The organism is Bradyrhizobium sp. sBnM-33 (assembly GCF_032917945.1).
GTDB lineage: Bacteria > Pseudomonadota > Alphaproteobacteria > Rhizobiales > Xanthobacteraceae > Bradyrhizobium.
This window is the reverse complement of record NZ_CP136624.1, coordinates 6,704,589-6,725,105: the sequence shown is the minus strand read 5'-3', so window position 1 is coordinate 6,725,105 and position 20,517 is coordinate 6,704,589. Positions and strand designations below refer to the sequence as shown.

The window sequence follows — 20,517 nt, the reverse complement described above, 5'->3', positions numbered from 1 at the left end:
CGATCTAATATCGACAAGCATCAACATTGAGCAACTGCCATTCGACATCGGATAATCTCGATCCACTCGGGAGGGAACGGCGATGGAATTTCGAACCTTTGGCCGCACGGGCATGCAGCTCTCGTTACTCGGCTTCGGCTGTGGCGCCGTCGGCGGTCTCATGGTGCGGGGCGATGCTGCCGATCAGGAGCGCGCCATCGCGCGGGCGATTGCCGCGGGCGTCAATTACTTCGACACGGCGGTGCAGTATGGCGATGGCGAGTCGGAAAAGAATCTTGGCCGCGTCCTGGAGAAGCTGAAACCGGCTGGCGTGGTCGTCGGGACCAAGGTGCGGTTGCCGCCTGACGATCGTGGCCGGATTGATGAGGCGGTGCGGCTGTCGCTGGAAGGCAGTCTGGCGCGGCTGCGGCTTGAGCGGGTGGACATCTTTCATCTGCACAATCCGATTACCGAGCAAGGCGGCGGGCCGGCGCTGAGCGCGCGGCAGGTGCTCGATGAGGTGGTGCCCGCGTTCGAGCGCCTGCGTGAGCAGGGCAAGATTCGTTTCCTCGGGATCACGGCGCTCGGCGACACGGCGGCGCTGCATCAGGTGATCGATGCGCGCGTGTTCGACAGCGCGCAGGTCGTCTACAACATGCTCAATCCATCTGCGGCCGGCGAATTGCCGCCGCGCTATCCGGCGCAGGATTATGGGCGGCTGTTCGACCACACGCAGGCCGCCGGCGTCGGCGTCGTCGGCATCCGCGTGCTGGCGGGCGGCGCGCTGTCGGGCTCGGCCGAGCGTCATCCGATTGCGGGTGCCGCACCGGAGCCGATCGGCTCTGCCATGAGCTACGATGCCGATGTCGCTCGCGCGCGCCGCCTGATGCCGCTGGTCGAGGAGGGGTTTGCCGCCAGCCTGACCGAGGCCGCCACGCGGTTTGCGATCTCGCATCCGGCGATGGGCACGATCCTGGTCGGCATGGCGACGCCGCAACAGTTTGAGGATGCACTCGCGGCGGTCGAGAAAGGCCCGCTGCCGCACGCAGCGCTCGAGCTGTTGTCGGTGTTGCGGCAGGCTTTTGCTGGCGAGGCGCGATGATTGCCGAGTTGCGGCACTTTCCCGGATGTCGCTTCGCTCACCGTTCTACTTCCCGTACGAAGTGTCAGGTGGCAGACGACTAAATCATCGCGATGGCCTGCATGGGGTGCCTTGGAACCTTGAGGGGCGCTCCAATGGCGCTACCCGAGGTATTGTGGACCCACGCCGGATCGCGGCACGTGACAACAGCCGCCTGCTCTTGTAAAAATATTTGGCCCAGATGCCGCGGGAAGGAGGTGCCCTGTGAAACGCAGGATGACAGCCGTCCTACTAGCGGATGTCGTTGGCTACAGTCGGCTCATGTCGACCGACGAGGAAGCCACACACGTAATGCTGGCCGAATATTTCGGCGCCTCGATCCAACCCAAAATTTCCGAACACAGCGGTCGTCTTATCCGATCCAGCGGCGATGGATTGCTTGTCGAATTCGACAGCGCGCTGGATGCCGTACGTTGCGGTATCGAAATTCAGCAGGAATTGGACAAGCGCAATGCCGGTGTTGCCCCGGAGCGTCGCTTTCAGATGCGTATCGGCGTAAATGCCGGTGACATCATTTTTGACGAGCGCGACATCTATGGAAACAGCATCAATATCGCAGCACGCCTGGAGACTCTCGCTGAGCCAGGCGAACTATTTGTTACTAATACTGTTCGGGATCACCTCCTAGGTCATCCGGACCTCGCATTTGAGGACAGGGGACGTCACCGGCTCAAGAACATTGACCCTCCGATTCAAGTCTTTCGGGTCAAATTGGCTCAGCAGCAAAAAGATTCTCTCTTGCGGCGACTGCGTCTTGCTGCGCGCCGATCCATCGCGCTTCCTGCAATACGTCGTCCGATCGTCACCGTATTGGCCGCTATATTGGCCATGGCGGCGGTTGTTGCTACGCTGCCGCTCTGGCGTGACCAAAACGCGCAGTCTGCTCAAGCTTCCATTATGGTCTTGCCGTTTCGCAGCATGAGCAATGATCCGCAGGAGGGCTATTTCGCGGACGCCGTCACCGATGATCTAACCACCCACCTTTCGCGCTTGGCTGATACTGTGGTCATTGCGCGTGCGACAGCTTTCACTTACAAAGGGAAAGCCGTCGATCCCAGACAGATCGGACAAGACTGCGATGTTCGATACCTCCTCGAAGGCAGCATCCTGAAAGTCGGTACCAGGGTGCAAGCTAACACGCATCTGGTAGATGCGCGTTCCGCCAGAGCTATTTGGGCGGATCAGTTTGATAGTGATGTTACAGACCTCTTCGAGTTGCAGGAAGCCGTAACGGGTCGAATCGCCTCGTCACTCGGTCTTCAACTGGTCAAGGCTGAGAGCCGTCGACGCGATCGATCGAAAGATTCGACAGCGATTGACATGAGGTTACGCGCCATGGCTATTCTCATTGACTCGGTTACGCCGCAGCACAACCTTATTGCACGCAAATATCTGCAGGAAGCGCTGCAGCTCAGCCCAGAATCAGCCATCGCCTGGAGCCAACTGGCTGACGTCTTGATGCGTGACTATTTGAATCGCTGGAACGAGGCTGCTAAAAACGACGACCTTGCACGCAACGACCTGCTGAAGCAGGCGGAGCAAGCGCTGCAGCAGGCGTTCAGTCTTGATCCGACTATTGCGCTGAACCACATGGACGATGGCTTTATTCGTCGCGCAAAGGGAGATCATCAAGGGGCCCTGGAGGCTTTTGAGCGAGCGCTCTCTCTCAATCCCAATCTTGCCCTCGGATATGCTCAGAAGGCCAATCAACTCGTCCTGACGGGACGTCCTCAAGAAGCGCCCCCGCTGGTGTTGAAGGCGATAAGACTCAGTCCTCGTGATCCTGCCAGGAGCGTATTTTCCTGGGTCCTGGGGCGCGCGAATTTCGCAATGGGAAACTACGACAACGCAATTATCTGGCTTCGAAGATCGGTTGAAGAGAGAGGCACGGTGTGGTTCAGCCGCGCGCATTTAATAGCCGCGTATGAGCTTGCCGGAAAGCACGATGAAGCAGTCGCTGCTTTGGATGATTTTAACAAGGCGCTGCCAGGTTACACTCTGGCGCGTATACAGTACATCTATCAACAGGAAATTCCAAACCAGAACCCGGCGTTTCAAAATACCTTGAATGAACTCTACAAGGGGTTGCAGCAGGCCGGAATGAAGTAATCAAGCCGGAGTTGATCGAGAAAGTCAGCCCGTGAATCTCATTCCGCTCGACGCGCTGCGAGCGCCGTCCTGCCGGACGTGATTGCCGATAGGCGGCAGTCTGATTGTGAGGATTTTGACCAGCTCATATCACGAGACATCCAATGCTTCAGTCGCGTCGGCAACTCTGCACTGTAGTGTCCGTTATCACCTTGTCGGGATTTTTCGCGGCTGCGCAACTAATGTCTTCGCCGATGCATGCGAAGACCCTTACTGCGGTGATGCACTCCGATTTGCGTATCCTCGATCCGGGTTTCACCGGCGCGTATATCACGCGCAATCACGGCTACATGATCTATGACACTTTGCTTGCCACCGACTCCAACTTCAAGATCCAGCCGCAGATGGCGAATTGGAAAGTCTCCGACGACAAGCTCATCTACACCTTTACGCTTCGCGACGGATTGAAGTGGCATGACGGTATCCCAGTCACGGCGGAGGATTGCGTCGCGTCGCTAAAGCGCTGGAGCAAGAACGAGACTATGGGCCAGACGCTCATGGACTTCACCAACAGCATCGAGGCCACTGACGACAGAACTATCACGCTGAGGCTGAAAGAGCCCTACGGGTTAGTGCTGGAATCGATTGGAAAGCCTTCATCGATTGTTCCGTTCATGATGCCCAAGCGCCTGGCCGAAACGCCGCCGGGCCAGCAAATAAAGGAGCAGGTCGGCTCCGGTCCCTTCAAGTTCGTTGAGTCTGAATTCCAGCCCGGCGTAAAGGCCGTTTATGAGAGGAACACGGATTACGTGCCGCGCAAGGAGCCGCCGAGCTGGACGTCGGGCGGCAAAGTGGTGAAGGTCGATCGCGTTGAATGGATTCGGATGCCAGATGCACAGACCGCCGTGAACGCGCTGCAATCCGGCGACATAGATTTCGTGGAAAGTATCCCCTTCGATCTCGTGACGATGTTGGCCCCCAACAAGGACTTGAAGCTTGAAACCCTGGATAAGCATGGTTTCCAGATCGTCGGACGCATGAATTTCCTTTATCCGCCCTTCGATAACGTCAAGGTGCGTCGCGCGGCGCTGCTTGCGCTGAACCAGAAAGATGTGCTGGACGCGCTCGTTGGAAATTCAGAATACTACCAACTATGCGGCGCGATTTTCGGTTGCGATACGCCGTTGGCCACCGACATTGGCTCGGAATCGCTGGTGAAAGGCAACGGTATCGCAGAAGCGAAGAAGCTGCTCGCCGAATCCGGTTACGACGGCACGCCCGTCGTGATCATGGCGCCTGGTGATGTCTTGGTATTCAAAGCGCAGCCGATCGTCGCGGCGCAGCTCCTGCGTAGGGCTGGTTTCAACGTAGACCTGCAGGCGACCGATTGGCAAACGGTGGTTTCGCGTCGCGCTAACCAGAAGCCGCCGAAAGAGGGCGGTTGGAACATGTTTTTCACCAACTTCATCATTGCCGATGTGGTGGACCCCGTCGTCAACATATTGGTCAACGGTAGAGGCAGGAAAGGCGGTTGGTTCGGCTGGCCGGAATCGAGCCAGCTCGAAGTGCTGAAAGACCATTTCGTGCGTGCATCCACGCCGGCCGAGCAGAAGAAGATCGCCTCAGATATCCAGACGGTCGTCTATGACCAAGTGATCTATGTTCCACTCGGGCAATGGCGCGGGGTCAGCGGGTGGCGGAAATCGCTTTCAGGCGTGCTCGACGGACCTGCTACGCCGATCTTCTGGAACATCGATAAGTCTGAGTGAGGCACGAATCTTGACGATGCTTCGCATCGCCGGGGAACGCTGCACCGCGTCCGGGAGACGCATCTACAGCACCACCACGATCTTGCCGAGGTGCCTGTTGGCTTCCATGTGCTCGAATGCTTTGCCGATCTCTGCGAAGGGGTAGACCTTGTCGATCGGCAGTTGCAGTTTTCGCGATTCCACGGCGCCCCAGATGTCCTTGCGGACCTCGTCAAAGATCTCGCGGATTTCCTCGATGCTGCGGGTGCGGAAGGTGACGCCGATATAGTGGATGCGGCGGGCGGCGTGGAGGTCGAAATTGAAATCGGCGTGGGTGCCGCCGAGCCGGCCGACATTGACGATGCGGCCCTTGACCTTGGTGGCGGCGAGATTCTGGTTAGCGACCTTGCCGGAGACCTGGTCGACGATCAGGTCGACGCCTTCGCCATCAGTTGCTTTCAGCACCTGATCGACCCAGCCGGGATCGCTGGAATCGATTGCGAGATCGGCGCCGAACTCCTTCAGGCGGCCGCGGCGCATCGCGTCCGTCGAGGAGCCGATCACGAGTTTGGCGCCCTTCAGTTTGGCGATCTGCATCGCCATCAGCCCGACGCCGGAGCTGGCGCCCTGGATCAAGACGCTCTGGCCCGGCTGCAGCGCGCCGTTGGTCACGACAGCATTGTGCATGGTGGTGATCGCCACGGGGAGGGTGGCGGCTTCCTCGAAATTCATGTTCGAGGGCGCGCGGAACAGCCGGCCGTGGTCGGCTAGCGTGTATTCGGCAAACGCGGCGCCGCCCGAGCCCATGATCTTGTCGCCGACCTTGACGCCCTTGGCATCAGGCCCGAGCTCGGCGACTTCGCCCGCCCATTCCATCCCGAGTACGGTGCCGACGCCGCCGGCCGCGCCATGCACATGGCCCTTGGTCATGCCGAGATCGGCGCGGTTGAGGCCGCAGGCATGGACCTTGACCAGCACCTGCGTGCCCTTCGGCGAGGGCTTTGCGACCTCGGTGATTTCGGCGCCGTTGGGGCCGTAGACATAGGCTTTCATGGGCTCTTCTCGTTGTTGGCGGAGACCGCGTTATTCTGCCGCCTGACGTTGCGCGCCCGACAACATGCCTTCGAACCGGCTGCGGATGATTGCTTCCGCCTTGCGCATGATGCGCGAGACCAGTTCGGCGCAGGTCGGAATGTCATGGATCAGGCCCTGGACCTGGCCGGCGGACCAGATGCCCTCGTCGGCGTCGCCTGACGCGTAGACCATCTTGCCGCGGGCGCCGGCGACGAGTTCGCGGACGTCCTCGAATTTCGCGCCTTCCTTCTCCATCTGCACCACCTTGGTCGAGATCGCGTTCTTCACGACGCGCGAAGTGTTGCGCATGGTGCGGAAGATCAATTCGGTCTCGCGCTCGTCATTGGCGACGATGCGCTCCTTCACGAGCTGATGGATCGGGCTTTCCTTGGTGCACATGAAGCGCGTGCCCATGTTGATGCCTTCGGCGCCGAGCGCCAGCGCCGCAACCAGGCCGCGGCCGTCGCCGAAACCGCCGGAGGCGATCAGCGGAATCTTGACCTTGTCGGCGGCGGCCGGGATCAGGATCAGGCCGGGCGTGTCGTCCTCGCCGGGATGGCCCGCGCATTCAAAACCGTCGATCGAGATGGCATCGACGCCCATCCGCTCTGCCGACAGTGCATGGCGGACGCTGGTGCATTTGTGGATGATCTTAATGCCGTGCTTCTTGAATTCGGTGACGTGTTCCTGCGGCTTATTGCCGGCGGTCTCGACGATCTTGATGCCGGCTTCGATGATGGCCTGGCGGTATTCGGCGTAAGGCGGCGGCTTGATCGCGGGGAGGATGGTGAGGTTGACGCCGAACGGCTTGTCGGTCATGCCGCGGCAGCGCGCGATTTCCTTTGTCAGGTCTTCCGGCGTCGGCTGCGTCAGCGCGGTGATCAGCCCGAGCGCACCGGCATTGGCGACGGCGGCGACCAGCTCGGCGCGGCCGACCCATTGCATGCCGCCCTGCACGATCGGGTGCTCGACGCCAACGAGCTCGGTGAATCGCGTCTTGATCATGTCTGCCCTCTGTGTTTCCCCGGTATGGCCACGAAGGCCGCACGTCATGTTGTGAGATTCGATGGGCAGGATGCCGTCACCCCCTGCAAAAGTCTACCGCGGCGGGCGATGCTCAGGGCAAAGCCATCATGCAAAAGTTGGTGGCTTGTTCCGCAGTGCGGATTATTCCGTAGGTATCAGGCATTTCCGGGGATCACCTGCTTACCGGACGTGCTGCGGACACGCCAAGATCGACGCTTTTGACCCGTACCGTCGTTGGGCTGAACGGAGATTGTGACGCAACACATTGCTGCTTTGGTTTTCATTCAAGGTGCTGTCCATGAATGATCCTCGCAACGTCGACATCTACTCAGCCGAACACAAGCGTGACCCGTTTCCGTTCTATGCATTTCTTCGCAGCGAAGCGCCGGTCTTCGAGGTTGGCGTACCGGTCCTAAAGCGGGCGTGGCTGATTACGCGCTACGATGACGTGGTCCTGTGTCTCCAGGACAGCGACAGGTTCGTCAAAAACGCGAGCAATGCCGGCTTGCGCTCGCCCAAGTCCATGCCGTGGTGGACACCAGCGAGCCTCCGGATACTTTCGGAGAACATGTTGGACCTGGACGATCCCGCACATCGAAGGCTGCGGGCCCTCATCAACAAGGCGTTTAGTCGTGCACGCATCGAGCAGTTACGAAATCGCACCGAAGTCCTGGCTGAGGATCTCGTCGACCGGATGCGCGCAAAGTCGAAGCCCGACCTTATCGAGGATTTCGCCCTTCCGCTTCCGTTGACCGTGATCTCAGAGCTGCTGGGCTTGCCCGAAGAGGCCCGGCCGCGCTTTCGGAAGTGGACCAATGTTTTTCTCGGAGCGCGGTCGGAATTTCGCATGGCGCTCTCGCTGCCCTCGATCTTTGCATTAATGCGATATTTGCGACGTCTCGTTGCCACGCGCCGGCGCACCCCGAAGGATGATCTCATCTCCGCGCTGATTGCCGTGGAAGAGGGGGGCGACCGGCTGAGCGAGAACGAGCTCATCGCCATGCTGGTACTCCTGATCATCGCCGGCCACGAGACGACCGTGAATCTCATTGGTTCGGGAATGCTGGCGCTGATGGAGAATCCGCGCGAGAAAGAGCGCCTGCTCGGAGATTTTTCGCTGCTTGGGCCTGCGGTCGAGGAGTTGTTGCGCTTCACGGCACCCGTTGAGACCGCAACGGAGCGATATGCGGCCCAGGACATCGACCTGCACGGCACTACGATCAGGCGCGGCGATGTCATTTTCCCCGTCATTGTCTCCGCCAACCGGGATGCGCAGAAATTCGCGGAGCCCGATCGGCTGGACGTAGCCCGCAAGCCCAATCCGCACCTTGCGTTTGGAGATGGCGTTCACTTTTGCGCCGGCTCGCATCTGGCTAAGATGGAGGCCGAGATTGCGTTCGGTTGCCTGCTGAGGCGCCTGCCCAAGTTGAGTCTCGCCTGTCCCGCTCACGAATTGCAATGGCGGGCCGCGCCGGTCGTTCGTGGCCTCAAGTCGTTGCCGGTCATCGCGTAGTCGTTGTTGCATCGGAAGACCCGCCGGGCTTTCACCGCTAAGAACCGGCACGGTTGCTCAACAGCGGGCAAAATTCGAACTGGCGATATAGGAATCAGCTGCGTTTGGGTGCTCGAAGTGCGTACAGCCTTTGGTAGATCATCGACTCCGGTATCCAATCAAGCAAGGTGTGTCCAAGGGGCAGCTTGATCAGGCCAGCGATAATTCTGGATGAGGGCGGATACCAATAAACCGACAGGTTATAAAATTTGAGGGGAGTGAACCCCAAAGTCGTAAACTCGTACATCAATCGCTTATGACTGAAGTGTCTTCTGTAGTCCACAATTGGACCCGAAAGCAAAAGTATCTTGCCAGGGTGTTCTTTGGCAACTTTCTCAAAAAATGCTCCCCGCTCTTCAAAGGACAGATAGTAGACGCATTCGAGGGCCGCGATCACGTCGTAACCTTCGAATGATGCTTGTAAGAAATCAGCGCTTTCGAATCTGGCATTTGGCAGGTTCAGCGATTTAGCGCGGGCAATGGCTACATCGCTTATGTCGATACCCACCACCGATCGTGCTTTGCTGAAAATTGCGCTGGTCAGGTGGCCTTCGCCACAACCGAGTTCAAGAACGGATTTGTTCCGGATGAATGGCTTCAGGCGTCGGCGCAAGACCCTGTCCCTGAATCGCGCGTGGGAAATGTGCCAGGGGTCAGGAGTCGTGTAGTAGAGATTGAAATCTGCGGCCGTTCGCATTGCAGGTTTCCGTATTGCGCCTGGTTAGAAAACAAGAGTTCTTCGCGATCTCCCAAAACTGATGGTCTGTACCGCACAGGAGCGATGCTGGCGCTTCGAGACTTTCCTTTGGGCGACGCCTATTGCATTTTCACCCTTTCGAGCCATCGCGCTTCGAAAGTATCAGAGTCTTTCAATGCCCGGGCTTGCGCGTCTAATGGATCGCCAGGCTTCCCTCTGACAACGCTTTGAACTTCTTCTCTGTTGGAAACGGGTTGCGCGAATGCCCCCTTGGGCCATTCCAACAACGATTTCGAAAGCATGGGCTTGCCTTCGTACCAGCACTTTCTTCCGTCGATAAGGCGATAGGACCACCAACGCCCGTGCGGATTTGATGGCGCTGCGGCGCTGCATTGTTGTTTGGCCTGCGCAACTGACGTCCCGACTGGTAAGAGCGCGGCAATCCACGCGGCCAAGACGATTGATGGCAGTTTCCTCATTTGCGCACGGAGAGATTGCTCTGTTGCTGCAAGCGGCTCACAGCAACTACCAGATCGGGGCGTTCGAGAACTTCCACCAGCTTGTCGAGGATATCTTCATTGTTCTGCGGCCGGGGCCGAAGGTATTCTTCCAGTATGAGTTGGGCTTCGTTAATTGCCTGAAGAGCCAATTGTTGATCAGTCATCTCTTCTTCCCCATCAAGAAATGCCGTCCAGCCGGGAAAAAGAAGCAAGAAATCAAGCCGCCTTTTAGGAGATATCCCCGCATTTTTGGGTTATCCGATCAATTTTTGTTTCAATACGGAGGCCCCCAGCGCCCGATCGCGACGCTTCCCGGTTCCACACCGCTTCCGAGCCCCCTTGGCACATTCGGCGGCTGCGCGCCTGAGCCGGCTTTGGGGGTCGGCTGCAAGAGGCAGCCCCCCGACTCACGCGCGGTTGAGAAAGATCGGCAGCCCTCGCTTATTGCCGTAGATGGGGCGGTAGCGCTCCGTGTTGTACGTGCTGGCGACGTCCAATTTGCGCGGCCCGAGCTTGGCGTCAGGGATGGGCACGAGGTCGTAGCGTCCCTCCACCAGCGCTGACATGAGGCCGGTCTTGCCTTCCAGGATGGCATCGTAGGCCATGTTACCGAAAGTCAGGGCCACGAGCTTGTCCATGAAGTCCGGATTGCCAGATCGCAGATCGTAGGTGAGGTCAGATGTGATCGTCTCCTCGCCGGCTCGCCGCTTGATCTCATCGGCGAACGATTCCGCCACGCTCGCCTTCTTGCGATGGCCGTAGGCATCGGGCTCGCCGTATTCCTGCACCTCGTAGCCTTCCCACGCGGCGCCCTCGCTGAGCACGACGAGGGCGTAGTTGCTCGGGTTGGCGCGCTTCTCCTCGACGAGCAACTGGATCAGCTTGTCGAGATCGAACTTGTACTCCGGTATGACGCACCGTATCGAGGTGGCGTATGCGGTGTAGAGCGCGGTAAATCCGGCATCGCGGCCAAAGACGCGGAAGATGCCGATTCGCTCGTGCGAACCGACAGTGGTGCGCTGCCGCTGGATGGCGTCGCTGGCACGGGTGATCGCGGTCGAGAAGCCGATGCAGTACTCGGTGTTGCGGACGTCGTTGTCCATGGTCTTCGGAATGGCGATGATCTTGACGCCGAGGTCATTGAGCTTGGCTGCGTAACTGAGGGTGTCGTCGCCGCCGATGGCGATCAGGTGCTCGATGCCGAGCCCCGAGAGATTAGCCAGCACCTGGCCGGTGACGTCCCACGTCCTGGTTGCGATGCCGCCCCTTGTGCTGAGCGAGACCGGAAAGTCGTTGCCGACGAGATGATCCGGCAGCTTCTTCATCTTGGACGGATTGGTGCGGCTTGAGTGCAGCACGGTGCCGCCGCTCCGGTCTATGGTGCGCGTGTTGTCACGGTTCAGCGGGATGATGTAGTGGGACCTGCTGGCCGGGTCGTCGAGGTTCACGTGCGTGAGCGCCTCCCAACCACGGCGGAGGCCGACGACCTCGATGTCGTTCTCGCTGCCGCGGTAGGTCACGCTCTTGATGACGGCGTTAAGGCCGGGAACGTCGCCGCCGCCCGTGAGAATGCCGATGCGCCTTTTTGCCATACCCACCTCGCAGGCGGTCCCTTACTCAGCCGCTTCCGGCTTGCGCTCCTTGCGCACCTGAAAGCGCTTCAGCAGTGAGGACACGGTGTCGCGGAAGCCACCATACTCCAGCTCGGAATAGGGGAGCATCGCGGCGCCGGACCAGCCCTGGCTGCGCATCTCGATGGCCTTGCGCTGGGCGCGTCGGCGGACCTCGTCCCACGCCGGGTTGTCGAAGAAATCGGTATAGGACTCCGAGAATCGGCCGTCCTTGTCGATCGAGAAGCCGGCGCAGGAAACGATCGGGAGGCAGTACATGCCTGTCACCGGTGTGTTAATTGGCACAGGCATGAGCGGCATCACGTGCGAGCCGCGCGCATCGCCGCCCACGAAATGCGCCTTCGCGAACGGCGAGACGATTTCTTCGGGCGCCGGGAAAATCCCCTGGTTCCTGACGATCGCGACCGGATCGTCCTTGCCGGTGTACTTGCCTGCGATCGCGTGAAGACGCTGCGCCGAAACGGCGACGGCGACCTCGCCATGGGTCCGCGAAACGATGCGATCAATGCCAAAGCGCTCGTTGTCGCGGAGCAGCGCGGCAATGTGGTAGCCATCCGCGGGCGCGTCGAGTTCGATCACGCTGTCGCCGGCCGTGTTGTCCATGTCGATGACATGGAAACGGAATCCCTTGATCATCGGGGGCAGCATCAGCCCGGCGCAATACATTGGATCGGCAAAGGCGAGGTAGAGCGGCAGGTTGTAGGCGCCGGGGCCGCATTTGTCGGCGGCGAACACCATGAAGGACTCCGCAGGTCTCGAGCCCGAGAGGCTGTGGTCGAAGCTGAGCTCGGCGACGCCCGGCCCGGCGCCACGAACGTTTCCGGACGGTGCGTCGACGAGAAGATCCTGGCCGGCGCCATAAAGCCCGGAGGTTTTCGCGACCGAGGTGGCCGCGAGGAACGCCTTCCAGGCAAGTTGATGCACCTCGGAGCTCCCTTCGCCCCGTGTGTGCGTCATGATGATCGCAATGTCGTCGCCGGTGTGGCAGACGAAAGCGTCGATCAGCAGGCCATCGCAGATCGCCTTCGCGACCTCGCCCTCGACAGCCGCCATCATGCGTGTAGATGGTTTCGTGTGACCGCCAACGGAGCCTATGTCGGCCTTGATAACCGAAAGTGTGAGTCTCATGAGCTTTCCCTCCGGCCAGCGCAGCGCAGCGCCTCGGCGTCTGCGCTTGCTGCGCCGGGGCGACGGCGCTGCTCATTTCCGCGAAACAGAACGTCTAATGTTCCGTTAGGTTCCACAAAGGCCGTTCTCGAAAAGCCCGGACTCATCCGGCAGCCGGATCATCGATCACCGTAAAGATCATGCCAGAAGTGATGGGATACCAGGTCATGCGACGACATTTGCTGCGGTGCACGAGTCCGACGTTGGGCCATAGCGGATATTGGGCTATCCACGGCGCATCCTTTCATATCCCGAGGCTGACATTACCCCTCCGGCAGGCCGGCCAAACGCATCCCCTCGTAGAAGCATTCGCGTTTGGCGAGATAGGCCGGGTTGTCGCCTTTGGCGTTGATGCGGTAGCGGCGGATCGTGAAGCTGGGATCGAGCGCGAGTCCGGCCGCGGCGACAGATCGCGCCTCTTTCAGGTCTCCCACCAGCGCCAACGCGGCTGCGAATTGAAAATGTGAGAGCGCGTGATTCCGGTTGGCCTGGAGGCTCCGGCGAAACCAGTCGATTGCCTCGTGCTCCGCGTTGCTGGTCAGCTTGCCCATCCCGACAAACATGAACCACAGGTAGGTGCGCGTATCACGCGGAGAAAGCCGAAGCGCCTCCTGGATATGTCCCTCGACTTCCTCGCCGTGACCCAATTGATATTTGCCAAGCCCGATGAATCCATGGGCATCGGCCAGATTCCTATCCAGCATCAGTGACTGCTGACATTCGGTGATACCTTGAGCCGTGCGGTTCGTCTGCAGCAGAACCGCACCAAGCAGCATGTGGGCCCTGGGATGATTGGGCGCAATGAATAGCGCGCTTTTCAACGCACTCTCTGCGGCATCAAAGTGTACGGATGCGTCATCGGTCAGGAAGGCTGAGCCCATGGACACGTCGATCTGGGCCGCGGCGACCGCGGCTTCGACATTGCCGGGATCAAGAGCAAGGGCACGCACGAAGAAGTCTCGCGCTTGCGCCATGAACGCCGGCGTAACGCCCTTGTTGATGAAAGCTCTGCCCTGAAAGTACAAATCCATCGCGTCCGGGCGTGGCGACCGTTCCGCGCGTCGCGCTTCGGCCTTGATGAGCTCCGCATTCAGGGTATTGGCGAGCCGGGATACGATCTCATCCTGCATGTCCAACAGGTCAGCGGCCGGTTTGTCGAAGCGCTCGGCCCAGACATGACTTCCGGTCTCGGTTTCGGTCAACTGAGCATTCAAGCGAAAACGATTGTCGCCGCGCTGCACCGACCCTTCCAGCACATAGCGTACATTAAGCTCGCGGCCGATCTGCCTGACGTCGATGGCTTTTCCCTTGAACGTGAACGCGGTGTTGCGCGCGATGACGAAGGAGCCGGCGATGCGCGAGAGGTCCGTAGTGAGGCTTTCGGTCACGCCATCGACGAAATAGTCCTGCGCGGGATCGCCGCCGAGACTCGTGAACGGCAGAACGACGATGGACAGATGCGGCACCGCGGATGAAGCTGATACGTCTCCAACGTCGGAGGGTGTCGAGGGCGCAACGGCCGATGGCAGCGTGCTGTCGACTGGCTCTCCATCCACGGCGAGCATGTAGCCGCGGCGGGGCAGGGTTCTCAGGGCTACTCGCCCCGCCATTCCCAGGGCGCGCCTGATGTCGCCAATGGCCTGGACGAGGGAGTCTTCCGTCACCTCACAGTCCGACCAGACCGCATCCAGGATCTCGTCCTTGCTGACCAGCCGTCCGGCCCGTGCGGCAAGCAGCTGGAGCACCAGCCAGGCGCGAGGGCGGAGCGGGACAACTTTGCCGTTTCTGTCGAGCAACAGTTCACGCGCCAAGTCCACCGTCCGGTCGCCGACAACAATCGAATGCTGTGATGACTTGAGCAAGGACACCTCGTGATGCTCGCGTTCGGAAAATTTCGGGGAAGTTTCGGGACGCAGCGCCGATTGTACAGCATCATCCTGCGATGCGGGATAGCGAAACGGTCGCAACGAGCGAACCGGCAAAAGCGAACCAAGAGGAGGCAGTCTCCATGATCCGTCCGGCGATCCTTGCTGCGCTAAGTCTCTCGGTCATCACCCTTTCACCGGTTGCCGGGGCTGACAAGAGATACGGCCCCGGCGTCACCGATACCGAGATCAGGATTGGCCAGACAGTTCCCTATAGCGGGCCGATCTCGTCGCTGAGCCGTTTCGGCCGGATTGAAGCCGCCTATCTCAGCATGATCAACGCGGCCGGCGGCATCAATGGCCGCCAAGTGAAGCTCATTTCGCTCGACGACGCCTTTGCGCCGCCGAAGACGGTGGAGCAGACGCGCAAGCTGGTGGAAGGCGAGGGCGTGCTTGCGATCGTTGGATCGGTCGGCACTCCGACCAATCTTGCCGTAGCGAGGTATCTCAACAGCAAGCAAGTTCCGCAGATCCTGCTGCTTGCCAGCACCCCGAAGCTCGACGACCCCGACAATCTGCCATGGACGACCACGTTCATGATGCCGCAGCCCGTCGAGACCCGGATCTATACGGAGTATCTGCTGCGAAGCAAGCCCGACGCGAAGATCGCGGTCATCTATCAGAATGACGACCTCGGAAAGGGCAATTTGGCGGGCTTCAAGGCGGCGCTCGGATCACACGCTGCGATGGTCGTAGGTGAGGCTGCCTACGACATCACGGACCCGACGATCGATTCACAAATTGTGGCGCTCAAGGCCTCCGGCGCCGACACGCTGTTTCATGCCTCCAACGCGCGGTTCGCCGCACAGGCCGTCCGCAAGGCGCACGAGCTCGGCTGGAAAGTCCAGCATGTCCTGCTGTCCGGCGTCAGCGGAATTTCGGCGGTCCTCGCGCCGGCGGGGCTTGCGGCCTCGACCGGCGCGGTCACGGCGGTCTGGCTGAAGTCGCCTGAAGATTCCATGTGGGACGCCGATGAAGGCATGAAGGCGTATCGCGCCTTCATGAAGGAGTGGGCGCCGAACGAACCGCTCGACGACGCCGTCTTCCCGTATGCGACCGCGCAGATCATCGTCGATATCTTGAAGAAATGCGGCGACGATCTTTCCCGCGAAAATCTGATCAGACAGGCCACCAACGTCCGCGACTTGCAGCTGTCGATGTTCCTGCCGGGCGTGACAATCAACATCACCCCCGCGCAGCGGATTGGATGGCGAAAGGCCAGGATGGCCCGCTTCGACGGGGCCAGATGGGTACTGCTCGATGAGGTCATCGGCGACTGACACCTCCCTGATTCAAACAGACGATGACGTTCGATGGTCGGACCATTGGCAATGAACGACAGGCTGGATGTTGCGATCGTTGGCGCGGGAATTGGTGGCCTGGCCGCTGCAATCGCATTGCGCGCGCGGGGCATGAACGTTTCGGTTTTCGAAGAGGCGGAGTCCCCGCGTGAGGCCGGCGCCGGCATATCCATTCCCCCGAATGCGGCGACCTTGCTGAAACGCACCGGGCTTTGCGACGCGCTCGGGAACATTACCACAACGAGCCAGGGACTGACGCTGCGAACGTCACGGGGAGAGCTCGTTCCGAGACCGCCCTCGGCGCCCGCGATGCAGAGCTATCAGTTTCACCGTGTCGAGCTTCTCGACATGCTGCTGGGTGTGGTGAAAGGGACGGTCAGATTTGGGTACCGGTGCATTGCCGTCGATGACACGGAAACCCGCGCCCGACTGACTTTTGCCAATGGTGCCGTTTGCGTAGCGGATCTGGTCATAGGGGCTGATGGCATTCATTCGATGGTCCAGCGCGAGATAGGCCTGACGGCGCGCCCGACCAGCGAAGGCATCGTGGCCTATAGAGGCCTCGTGCAGTCGCAGAAACTCTCATGGGCCGCAGAATTGCGTGGCCTGAACATGTGGATGGGGCACGGTCGCAGCTTCATCTGCTTCCCGGTGTCGCAGGGGCGCCTGATTAACGTCGTCGCGTTCGTTCCGAGCACGCGCGACATGGAGGAAACCTGGTTCGCGACGGGCGACATCAAAGCGCTCGCTGGCGCGTATGAGGGCTGGGATGCGCCCGTCCAAGATATGATCGCTGCGCTCGACCAGACGTTTCGCTGGGGCATCTATGATCGGCCGCCATTGCCATACTGGTCGCGCGGGTGCGTCACCCTTCTCGGTGATGCCGCTCATCCAATGGTGCCGCATTTCGGCCAAGGCGCCGGACAAGCCATCGAGGACGGCTTCGCGCTGGCTGTTTTGCTCGAGCACGCAAAACGAGACGAGATCCCGGCGCGATTGAAGGCTTACCAGGATCTGAGATTGGAGCGGACCAGCCGCGTGCAAGCCGCCTCGCGCCTGGCCGGCCGGTTCTATCGATCCGCAGACGACGATCCATCGAAGCAGGCCGAAAGGATGCGAGGCTGGATGTCGGCGGCGGCATGGATCTTTCCATACGATGCCGAGGAGGCAGCGGCGTCATTGCTGTAGTCCGACAGGGTCACGACGTCGCCTCCTTTGGGCCGTAGCGGAGCTAAGACAGCTTCGGTAGACGTCCGCTCGTGGCACTTTTCGGAAGCGGGGCGGTTTCCGGCTTGGGTCCGGCATGCGCGCCAAAGCGCACATCGGCCGATCAGTCCGAATTAATGGTTCACGCCCTAGGTTTCAGGTGACGTTCGATCACGGCGCCCGGTGCCAAGACACTGGTGGTGGCTCTAAGCAGATACGGTGGCGACGCTCTCATTCAGTTTCTGATTGACGATCTGGACCGTGCGGTCGATTTCGGCATTGGGTACGCCAAGCTGATGCGAAATCAGCTTCACCAGCAGGTCGACGCGCTCGATAGAAGGCGAGCCACCAGCGACCGCCCGGGCCGCCGACGAGGGCTTGAGAAGGCTTTCCGCAGCTTTGGCGTATTTCTCGAAAGGGACCTGATCCGTGGGATCGGCGCCCAGACGCTGGGCAATGGCATCGACATGGTCATAGATCGACTGCGAGAGATTGATATCGCCGTGCACCGCGTCGCGGATCGATTGCGGCTCCTGCGGCGTGATGCAGCGATAATTCCCCGTCAACAGCATCGACCATTTTGCCAGAGGGACGAACATCGAATTGAACACTTTGAGCTTCACCGGAACGTCCTGACCGTCCAGCTTCACTGCATCGATGTCGGCTTCGAGCTCCCGAAGCAGCAGGTTATGTTTCTCATCCGCAAATGACGCAGCCTTGAAGTTAGTGGGCAGGCCGACATGAAGCACGTTCGCCGCCTCTTCCGGCGGGCGGAAGGCCTGCGGATCGGGCGAGCAGAGCGTCACCAGCCCCGGCTGGAAGCGCTCCCACACCGCGGCGTTGGTATAGGCCTCCTCCAATTCCATTTTCGCGAGGGCCGGGATCCGTTTGAGGTAGGGCAAGGGCGGCATGTTCATGATCGAAAGACAAGGCAGCTTCGCCTCGGCGATTTTGATCATCAGAGCCTGGACCGCAGGGTTGGTATATTGCGGTTCCTGCATGGCAAGACCAACCAGATCGTAACGGGAAGGATCGACGTCGGCGGGCTCGACCGCGTCCAGGATCCCAGGCAGGTCGCGCGAGAAGATCGGCCGGTGGGCCGCCTCGTCGCGCAGCTTGATGCGAACTTCCGTGCCGTCGCGATTGATGAGTTCTGCCGTCTGCTTTCGGCAAACCAGGGTCACGTTGCGACCCGCCATCAAAAGCTTTGTCGCCAGCAATGAGCCGTACGAGGCTCCAAGGATCAGAATGTCACGCGCCATGCGCCCCCCACAGATGTTGCTTTCCGGCGCGCCACCACTCCGGCGCAGATTTGCGAGCGCCTGTTTTGCGACAGGAGTTAAGGCCGAGTTTTGCGGTGCGATACCGCCTTCCCTGGGAGTGCCCCAAGAATGCCGGCGAGGTTCGAAGCGACCTGTCAGGCCGACGCGGCCAACTTGAAGGGCGTTGCCTCGTCGTCAAACGCGGTCGTGATGTCGCGAATGCTGATCACGCCGATCAGGCTGTAATTGTCGATCACCGGGACGTGGCGGATGTGGTGCTTGCTCATGAGGTGACGGACATGCTCGAGCGTATCCGTCGAGGTGCAGGAGACAAGCTGCTGCACCGAAATGAATTGCGAAACGCGCATGTTCACGCCGGCTGCGCCGTATTCGGCTATCGCGCGAACCACGTCGCGTTCGGTGAACATGCCGACCGCCGTGTTGCCTTCGGTGCGGACGACATCCTTCACGACCAGCGCGCTGATATTGCCGGAGCGCATCAGTTGTGCGGCAATGGCGACGGTCTCGTTCATACGGACCGTTGCGACACGGGCGGCTTTCTTGCGCAGGATATCTTCGACTTGCATGGCAACCTCCTTGGGGTGAGTACTGCATCAAGTCTGGTATACATAATGCCAATTGTCAACACGCGGAACGTGGAATTCTCGCGCGTGAGATCGAGATAAATAGGCAATATTGTTGACGTTTCTGGAAGCGCCATGACATTCCAGAAGGAGGGGACCTCGGGTTTATCGGTCTCCGGTGGCGTCAGGTATGCCAGAACTCTCGGTCGCCAAAAGAAAACGCGCCCACCCGGAGGGTGAGCGCGCCTTGTTCCTGAGGTGTAGCAGTGAGGTCAGGCCGCAATCTGCGATTTGGCGACCACCGACTTGCGCCAAGGTTTTAGCACCGCGATCGCCAGCAGCGAGGCCAGGATATTCGCGCCGGCCGCGACGATGAACACGGTGTCCCAGGTGCCCGACGACTGCTGCATGTAGTTCGCCACCGGCACCAAAAGCGCCGCGGTGCCCTTTGCCGTGTAGAGCAGGCCGGCATTGGTCGCCGCGAACTTCGAGCCGAATGTGTCGGTGCAGGTCGATGGGAAGAGGGAATAGATCTCGCCCCAAGCAAAGAACACGAAGCCCGACAGCAGCACGAACCAGACCGGGTCGTGGCCCAGCATGTAGAGACCCCAGATGCCGATGCCCTCCATGCCGAAGGCGATGAACATGGTGTTCTCGCGGCCGATCATGTCGGAGATCCAGCCGAAGAACGGACGGGTCAGGCCGTTGAGGACGCGATCGATGGTGGCTGCGAACGTCACGGCTGTCATCGTCACCGCCATCAGCGTCACCGGTACGCTGTCGACTTTCCAGTCGACGGCGATCGGCTTGAGGTTGGCGGTCACCATCAATCCGCCGGCGCCGACGATCACGAACATGAAATACATCAGCCAGAAGATCGGCTGACGGATCACTTCCGTGGGTTGATAGTTGCGCCGGGTCTGGATCACGTTGCTGTTCTGAACCGTTGGCACCTGTCCCGCTTTCGGCGAGAACATCAGGAAGGCGAGAATGACGATGATGATGCCTTGGCCGAGACCGAAATAGAGGAAGGTGGTCTGGAAGCCGGAGTCCTTGATCATGGCCTGGATCGGCGCAACGGTCAGCGCCGAGCCTGCGCCGAATCCGGCGGCGGTGATGCCGGCAGCAAGGCCGCGCTTGTCGGGAAACCATTTCAGCGCGTTGCCGACGCAGGTGCCGTACACGCCACCCGCGCCGATGCCTGCGATGATCATGCCTAGATAGAAGCCGTTGAGCGTGGTCGCCTGGGCGTTGATCGCCCATCCGATGGCGCAGAGGATGCCGCCGATCAGGACGACGAGGCGCGGGCCGTATTTATCGACGAACCAGCCCTCGACCGGCACCAGCCAGGTCTCGAACAGCACGAACAGCGTAAATGCCCACTGGATTGAGGCGCGATCCCATCCGAATTTCTGCTGGATGTCGGGGACGAAGAACGTCCAACCATATTGGTAGTTCGCGATCATCACCATTGCGGCGACGCCTATGGCCAATTGAGTCCAGCGATAGGCATCGCTCACTCGAGCCTCCGCGACGGGGGCTGCTCCGTGCACTGTATCCGTCATTTTTCCTCCAAAGCGCTGCTGTTCTATCGTTGCCCGACAGCTCGGCGCGACTGTGGTATATGTTATGCCAG

The 20,517-nt window shown here is 60.2% G+C and carries 16 protein-coding genes; 6 read left to right on the top strand and 10 right to left on the bottom strand.

Translation table 11 applies throughout. The features are described 5' to 3' along the window. The first annotated feature begins 82 nt into the window (after window positions 1-82). From RX328_RS31815 to RX328_RS31805, 3 genes are all read left to right on the top strand, one after another. Entirely contained in the window at window positions 83-1,081 is a 999-nt protein-coding gene (locus RX328_RS31815; RefSeq protein ID WP_213251805.1) for an aldo/keto reductase, read from the top strand. Window positions 1,082-1,324: 243 nt separating this feature from the next. After that, window positions 1,325-3,229: an adenylate/guanylate cyclase domain-containing protein gene (locus RX328_RS31810; RefSeq protein WP_213251806.1), complete on the top strand. Its 1,905-nt coding sequence runs from the start codon at window positions 1,325-1,327 to the stop codon at window positions 3,227-3,229. 143 nt (window positions 3,230-3,372) lie between these two features. Continuing rightward, window positions 3,373-4,977 carry an ABC transporter substrate-binding protein gene (locus RX328_RS31805; protein WP_213251807.1) on the top strand — a complete coding sequence of 535 codons (1,605 nt, stop codon included), beginning with the start codon at window positions 3,373-3,375 and terminating at the stop codon, window positions 4,975-4,977. 63 nt (window positions 4,978-5,040) lie between these two features. On the opposite strand, the gene RX328_RS31800 is transcribed toward RX328_RS31805, so the two are convergent. Together RX328_RS31800 and RX328_RS31795 are read right to left on the bottom strand one after the other, a co-directional pair. Then, complete coding sequence (locus RX328_RS31800; RefSeq protein WP_213251808.1) at window positions 5,041-6,009, bottom strand: zinc-binding dehydrogenase; 969 nt, start codon at window positions 6,007-6,009, stop codon at window positions 5,041-5,043. A 30-nt stretch (window positions 6,010-6,039) separates the two neighbouring features. Further along, on the bottom strand, window positions 6,040-7,035 hold the full coding sequence (locus RX328_RS31795) for an NAD(P)H-dependent flavin oxidoreductase (protein WP_213251809.1): 996 nt from the start codon (window positions 7,033-7,035) through the stop codon (window positions 6,040-6,042). A gap of 319 nt (window positions 7,036-7,354) precedes the next feature. Here RX328_RS31795 and RX328_RS31790 point away from each other — a divergent pair, with 319 nt between their 5' ends. Next, on the top strand, window positions 7,355-8,569 hold the full coding sequence (locus RX328_RS31790; protein ID WP_213251810.1) for a cytochrome P450 family protein: 1,215 nt from the start codon (window positions 7,355-7,357) through the stop codon (window positions 8,567-8,569). Window positions 8,570-8,663: 94 nt separating this feature from the next. Here the strand turns inward: RX328_RS31790 and RX328_RS31785 are convergent, their stop codons facing one another. From RX328_RS31785 to RX328_RS31765, 5 genes are all read right to left on the bottom strand, one after another. Further along, entirely contained in the window at window positions 8,664-9,221 is a 558-nt protein-coding gene (locus tag RX328_RS31785) for a class I SAM-dependent methyltransferase (protein ID WP_249726411.1), read from the bottom strand. A 559-nt stretch (window positions 9,222-9,780) separates the two neighbouring features. Beyond that, window positions 9,781-10,017, bottom strand: coding sequence for a hypothetical protein (locus RX328_RS31780; protein ID WP_249726412.1), 237 nt, complete (start codon window positions 10,015-10,017; stop codon window positions 9,781-9,783). Between the two features lie 195 nt (window positions 10,018-10,212). Next, entirely contained in the window at window positions 10,213-11,397 is a 1,185-nt protein-coding gene (locus RX328_RS31775; RefSeq protein WP_213251812.1) for a 6-phosphofructokinase, read from the bottom strand. A 21-nt stretch (window positions 11,398-11,418) separates the two neighbouring features. Then, window positions 11,419-12,564, bottom strand: a complete 1,146-nt coding sequence (locus tag RX328_RS31770) for a fructose-1,6-bisphosphatase (protein WP_213251813.1) — start codon at window positions 12,562-12,564, stop codon at window positions 11,419-11,421. A 302-nt stretch (window positions 12,565-12,866) separates the two neighbouring features. After that, window positions 12,867-14,420: a winged helix-turn-helix domain-containing tetratricopeptide repeat protein gene (locus RX328_RS31765; protein ID WP_410734078.1), complete on the bottom strand. Its 1,554-nt coding sequence runs from the start codon at window positions 14,418-14,420 to the stop codon at window positions 12,867-12,869. Between the two features lie 191 nt (window positions 14,421-14,611). Here RX328_RS31765 and RX328_RS31760 point away from each other — a divergent pair, with 191 nt between their 5' ends. Together RX328_RS31760 and RX328_RS31755 are read left to right on the top strand one after the other, a co-directional pair. Next, entirely contained in the window at window positions 14,612-15,808 is a 1,197-nt protein-coding gene (locus RX328_RS31760; protein WP_213251815.1) for an ABC transporter substrate-binding protein, read from the top strand. 51 nt (window positions 15,809-15,859) lie between these two features. Continuing rightward, window positions 15,860-17,017: an FAD-dependent monooxygenase gene (locus tag RX328_RS31755; protein WP_213251816.1), complete on the top strand. Its 1,158-nt coding sequence runs from the start codon at window positions 15,860-15,862 to the stop codon at window positions 17,015-17,017. Window positions 17,018-17,241: 224 nt separating this feature from the next. Here the strand turns inward: RX328_RS31755 and RX328_RS31750 are convergent, their stop codons facing one another. The 3 genes from RX328_RS31750 to oxlT all read right to left on the bottom strand — a co-directional run bounded on the left by RX328_RS31750 (window position 17,242) and on the right by oxlT (window position 20,446). Continuing rightward, entirely contained in the window at window positions 17,242-18,297 is a 1,056-nt protein-coding gene (locus RX328_RS31750) for a ketopantoate reductase family protein (protein WP_213251817.1), read from the bottom strand. Between the two features lie 155 nt (window positions 18,298-18,452). Then, on the bottom strand, window positions 18,453-18,884 hold the full coding sequence (locus tag RX328_RS31745; protein ID WP_213251818.1) for a CBS domain-containing protein: 432 nt from the start codon (window positions 18,882-18,884) through the stop codon (window positions 18,453-18,455). Between the two features lie 269 nt (window positions 18,885-19,153). Beyond that, window positions 19,154-20,446: an oxalate/formate MFS antiporter gene (gene oxlT / locus RX328_RS31740; RefSeq protein ID WP_213251819.1), complete on the bottom strand. Its 1,293-nt coding sequence runs from the start codon at window positions 20,444-20,446 to the stop codon at window positions 19,154-19,156. Window positions 20,447-20,517: the final 71 nt, after the last annotated feature.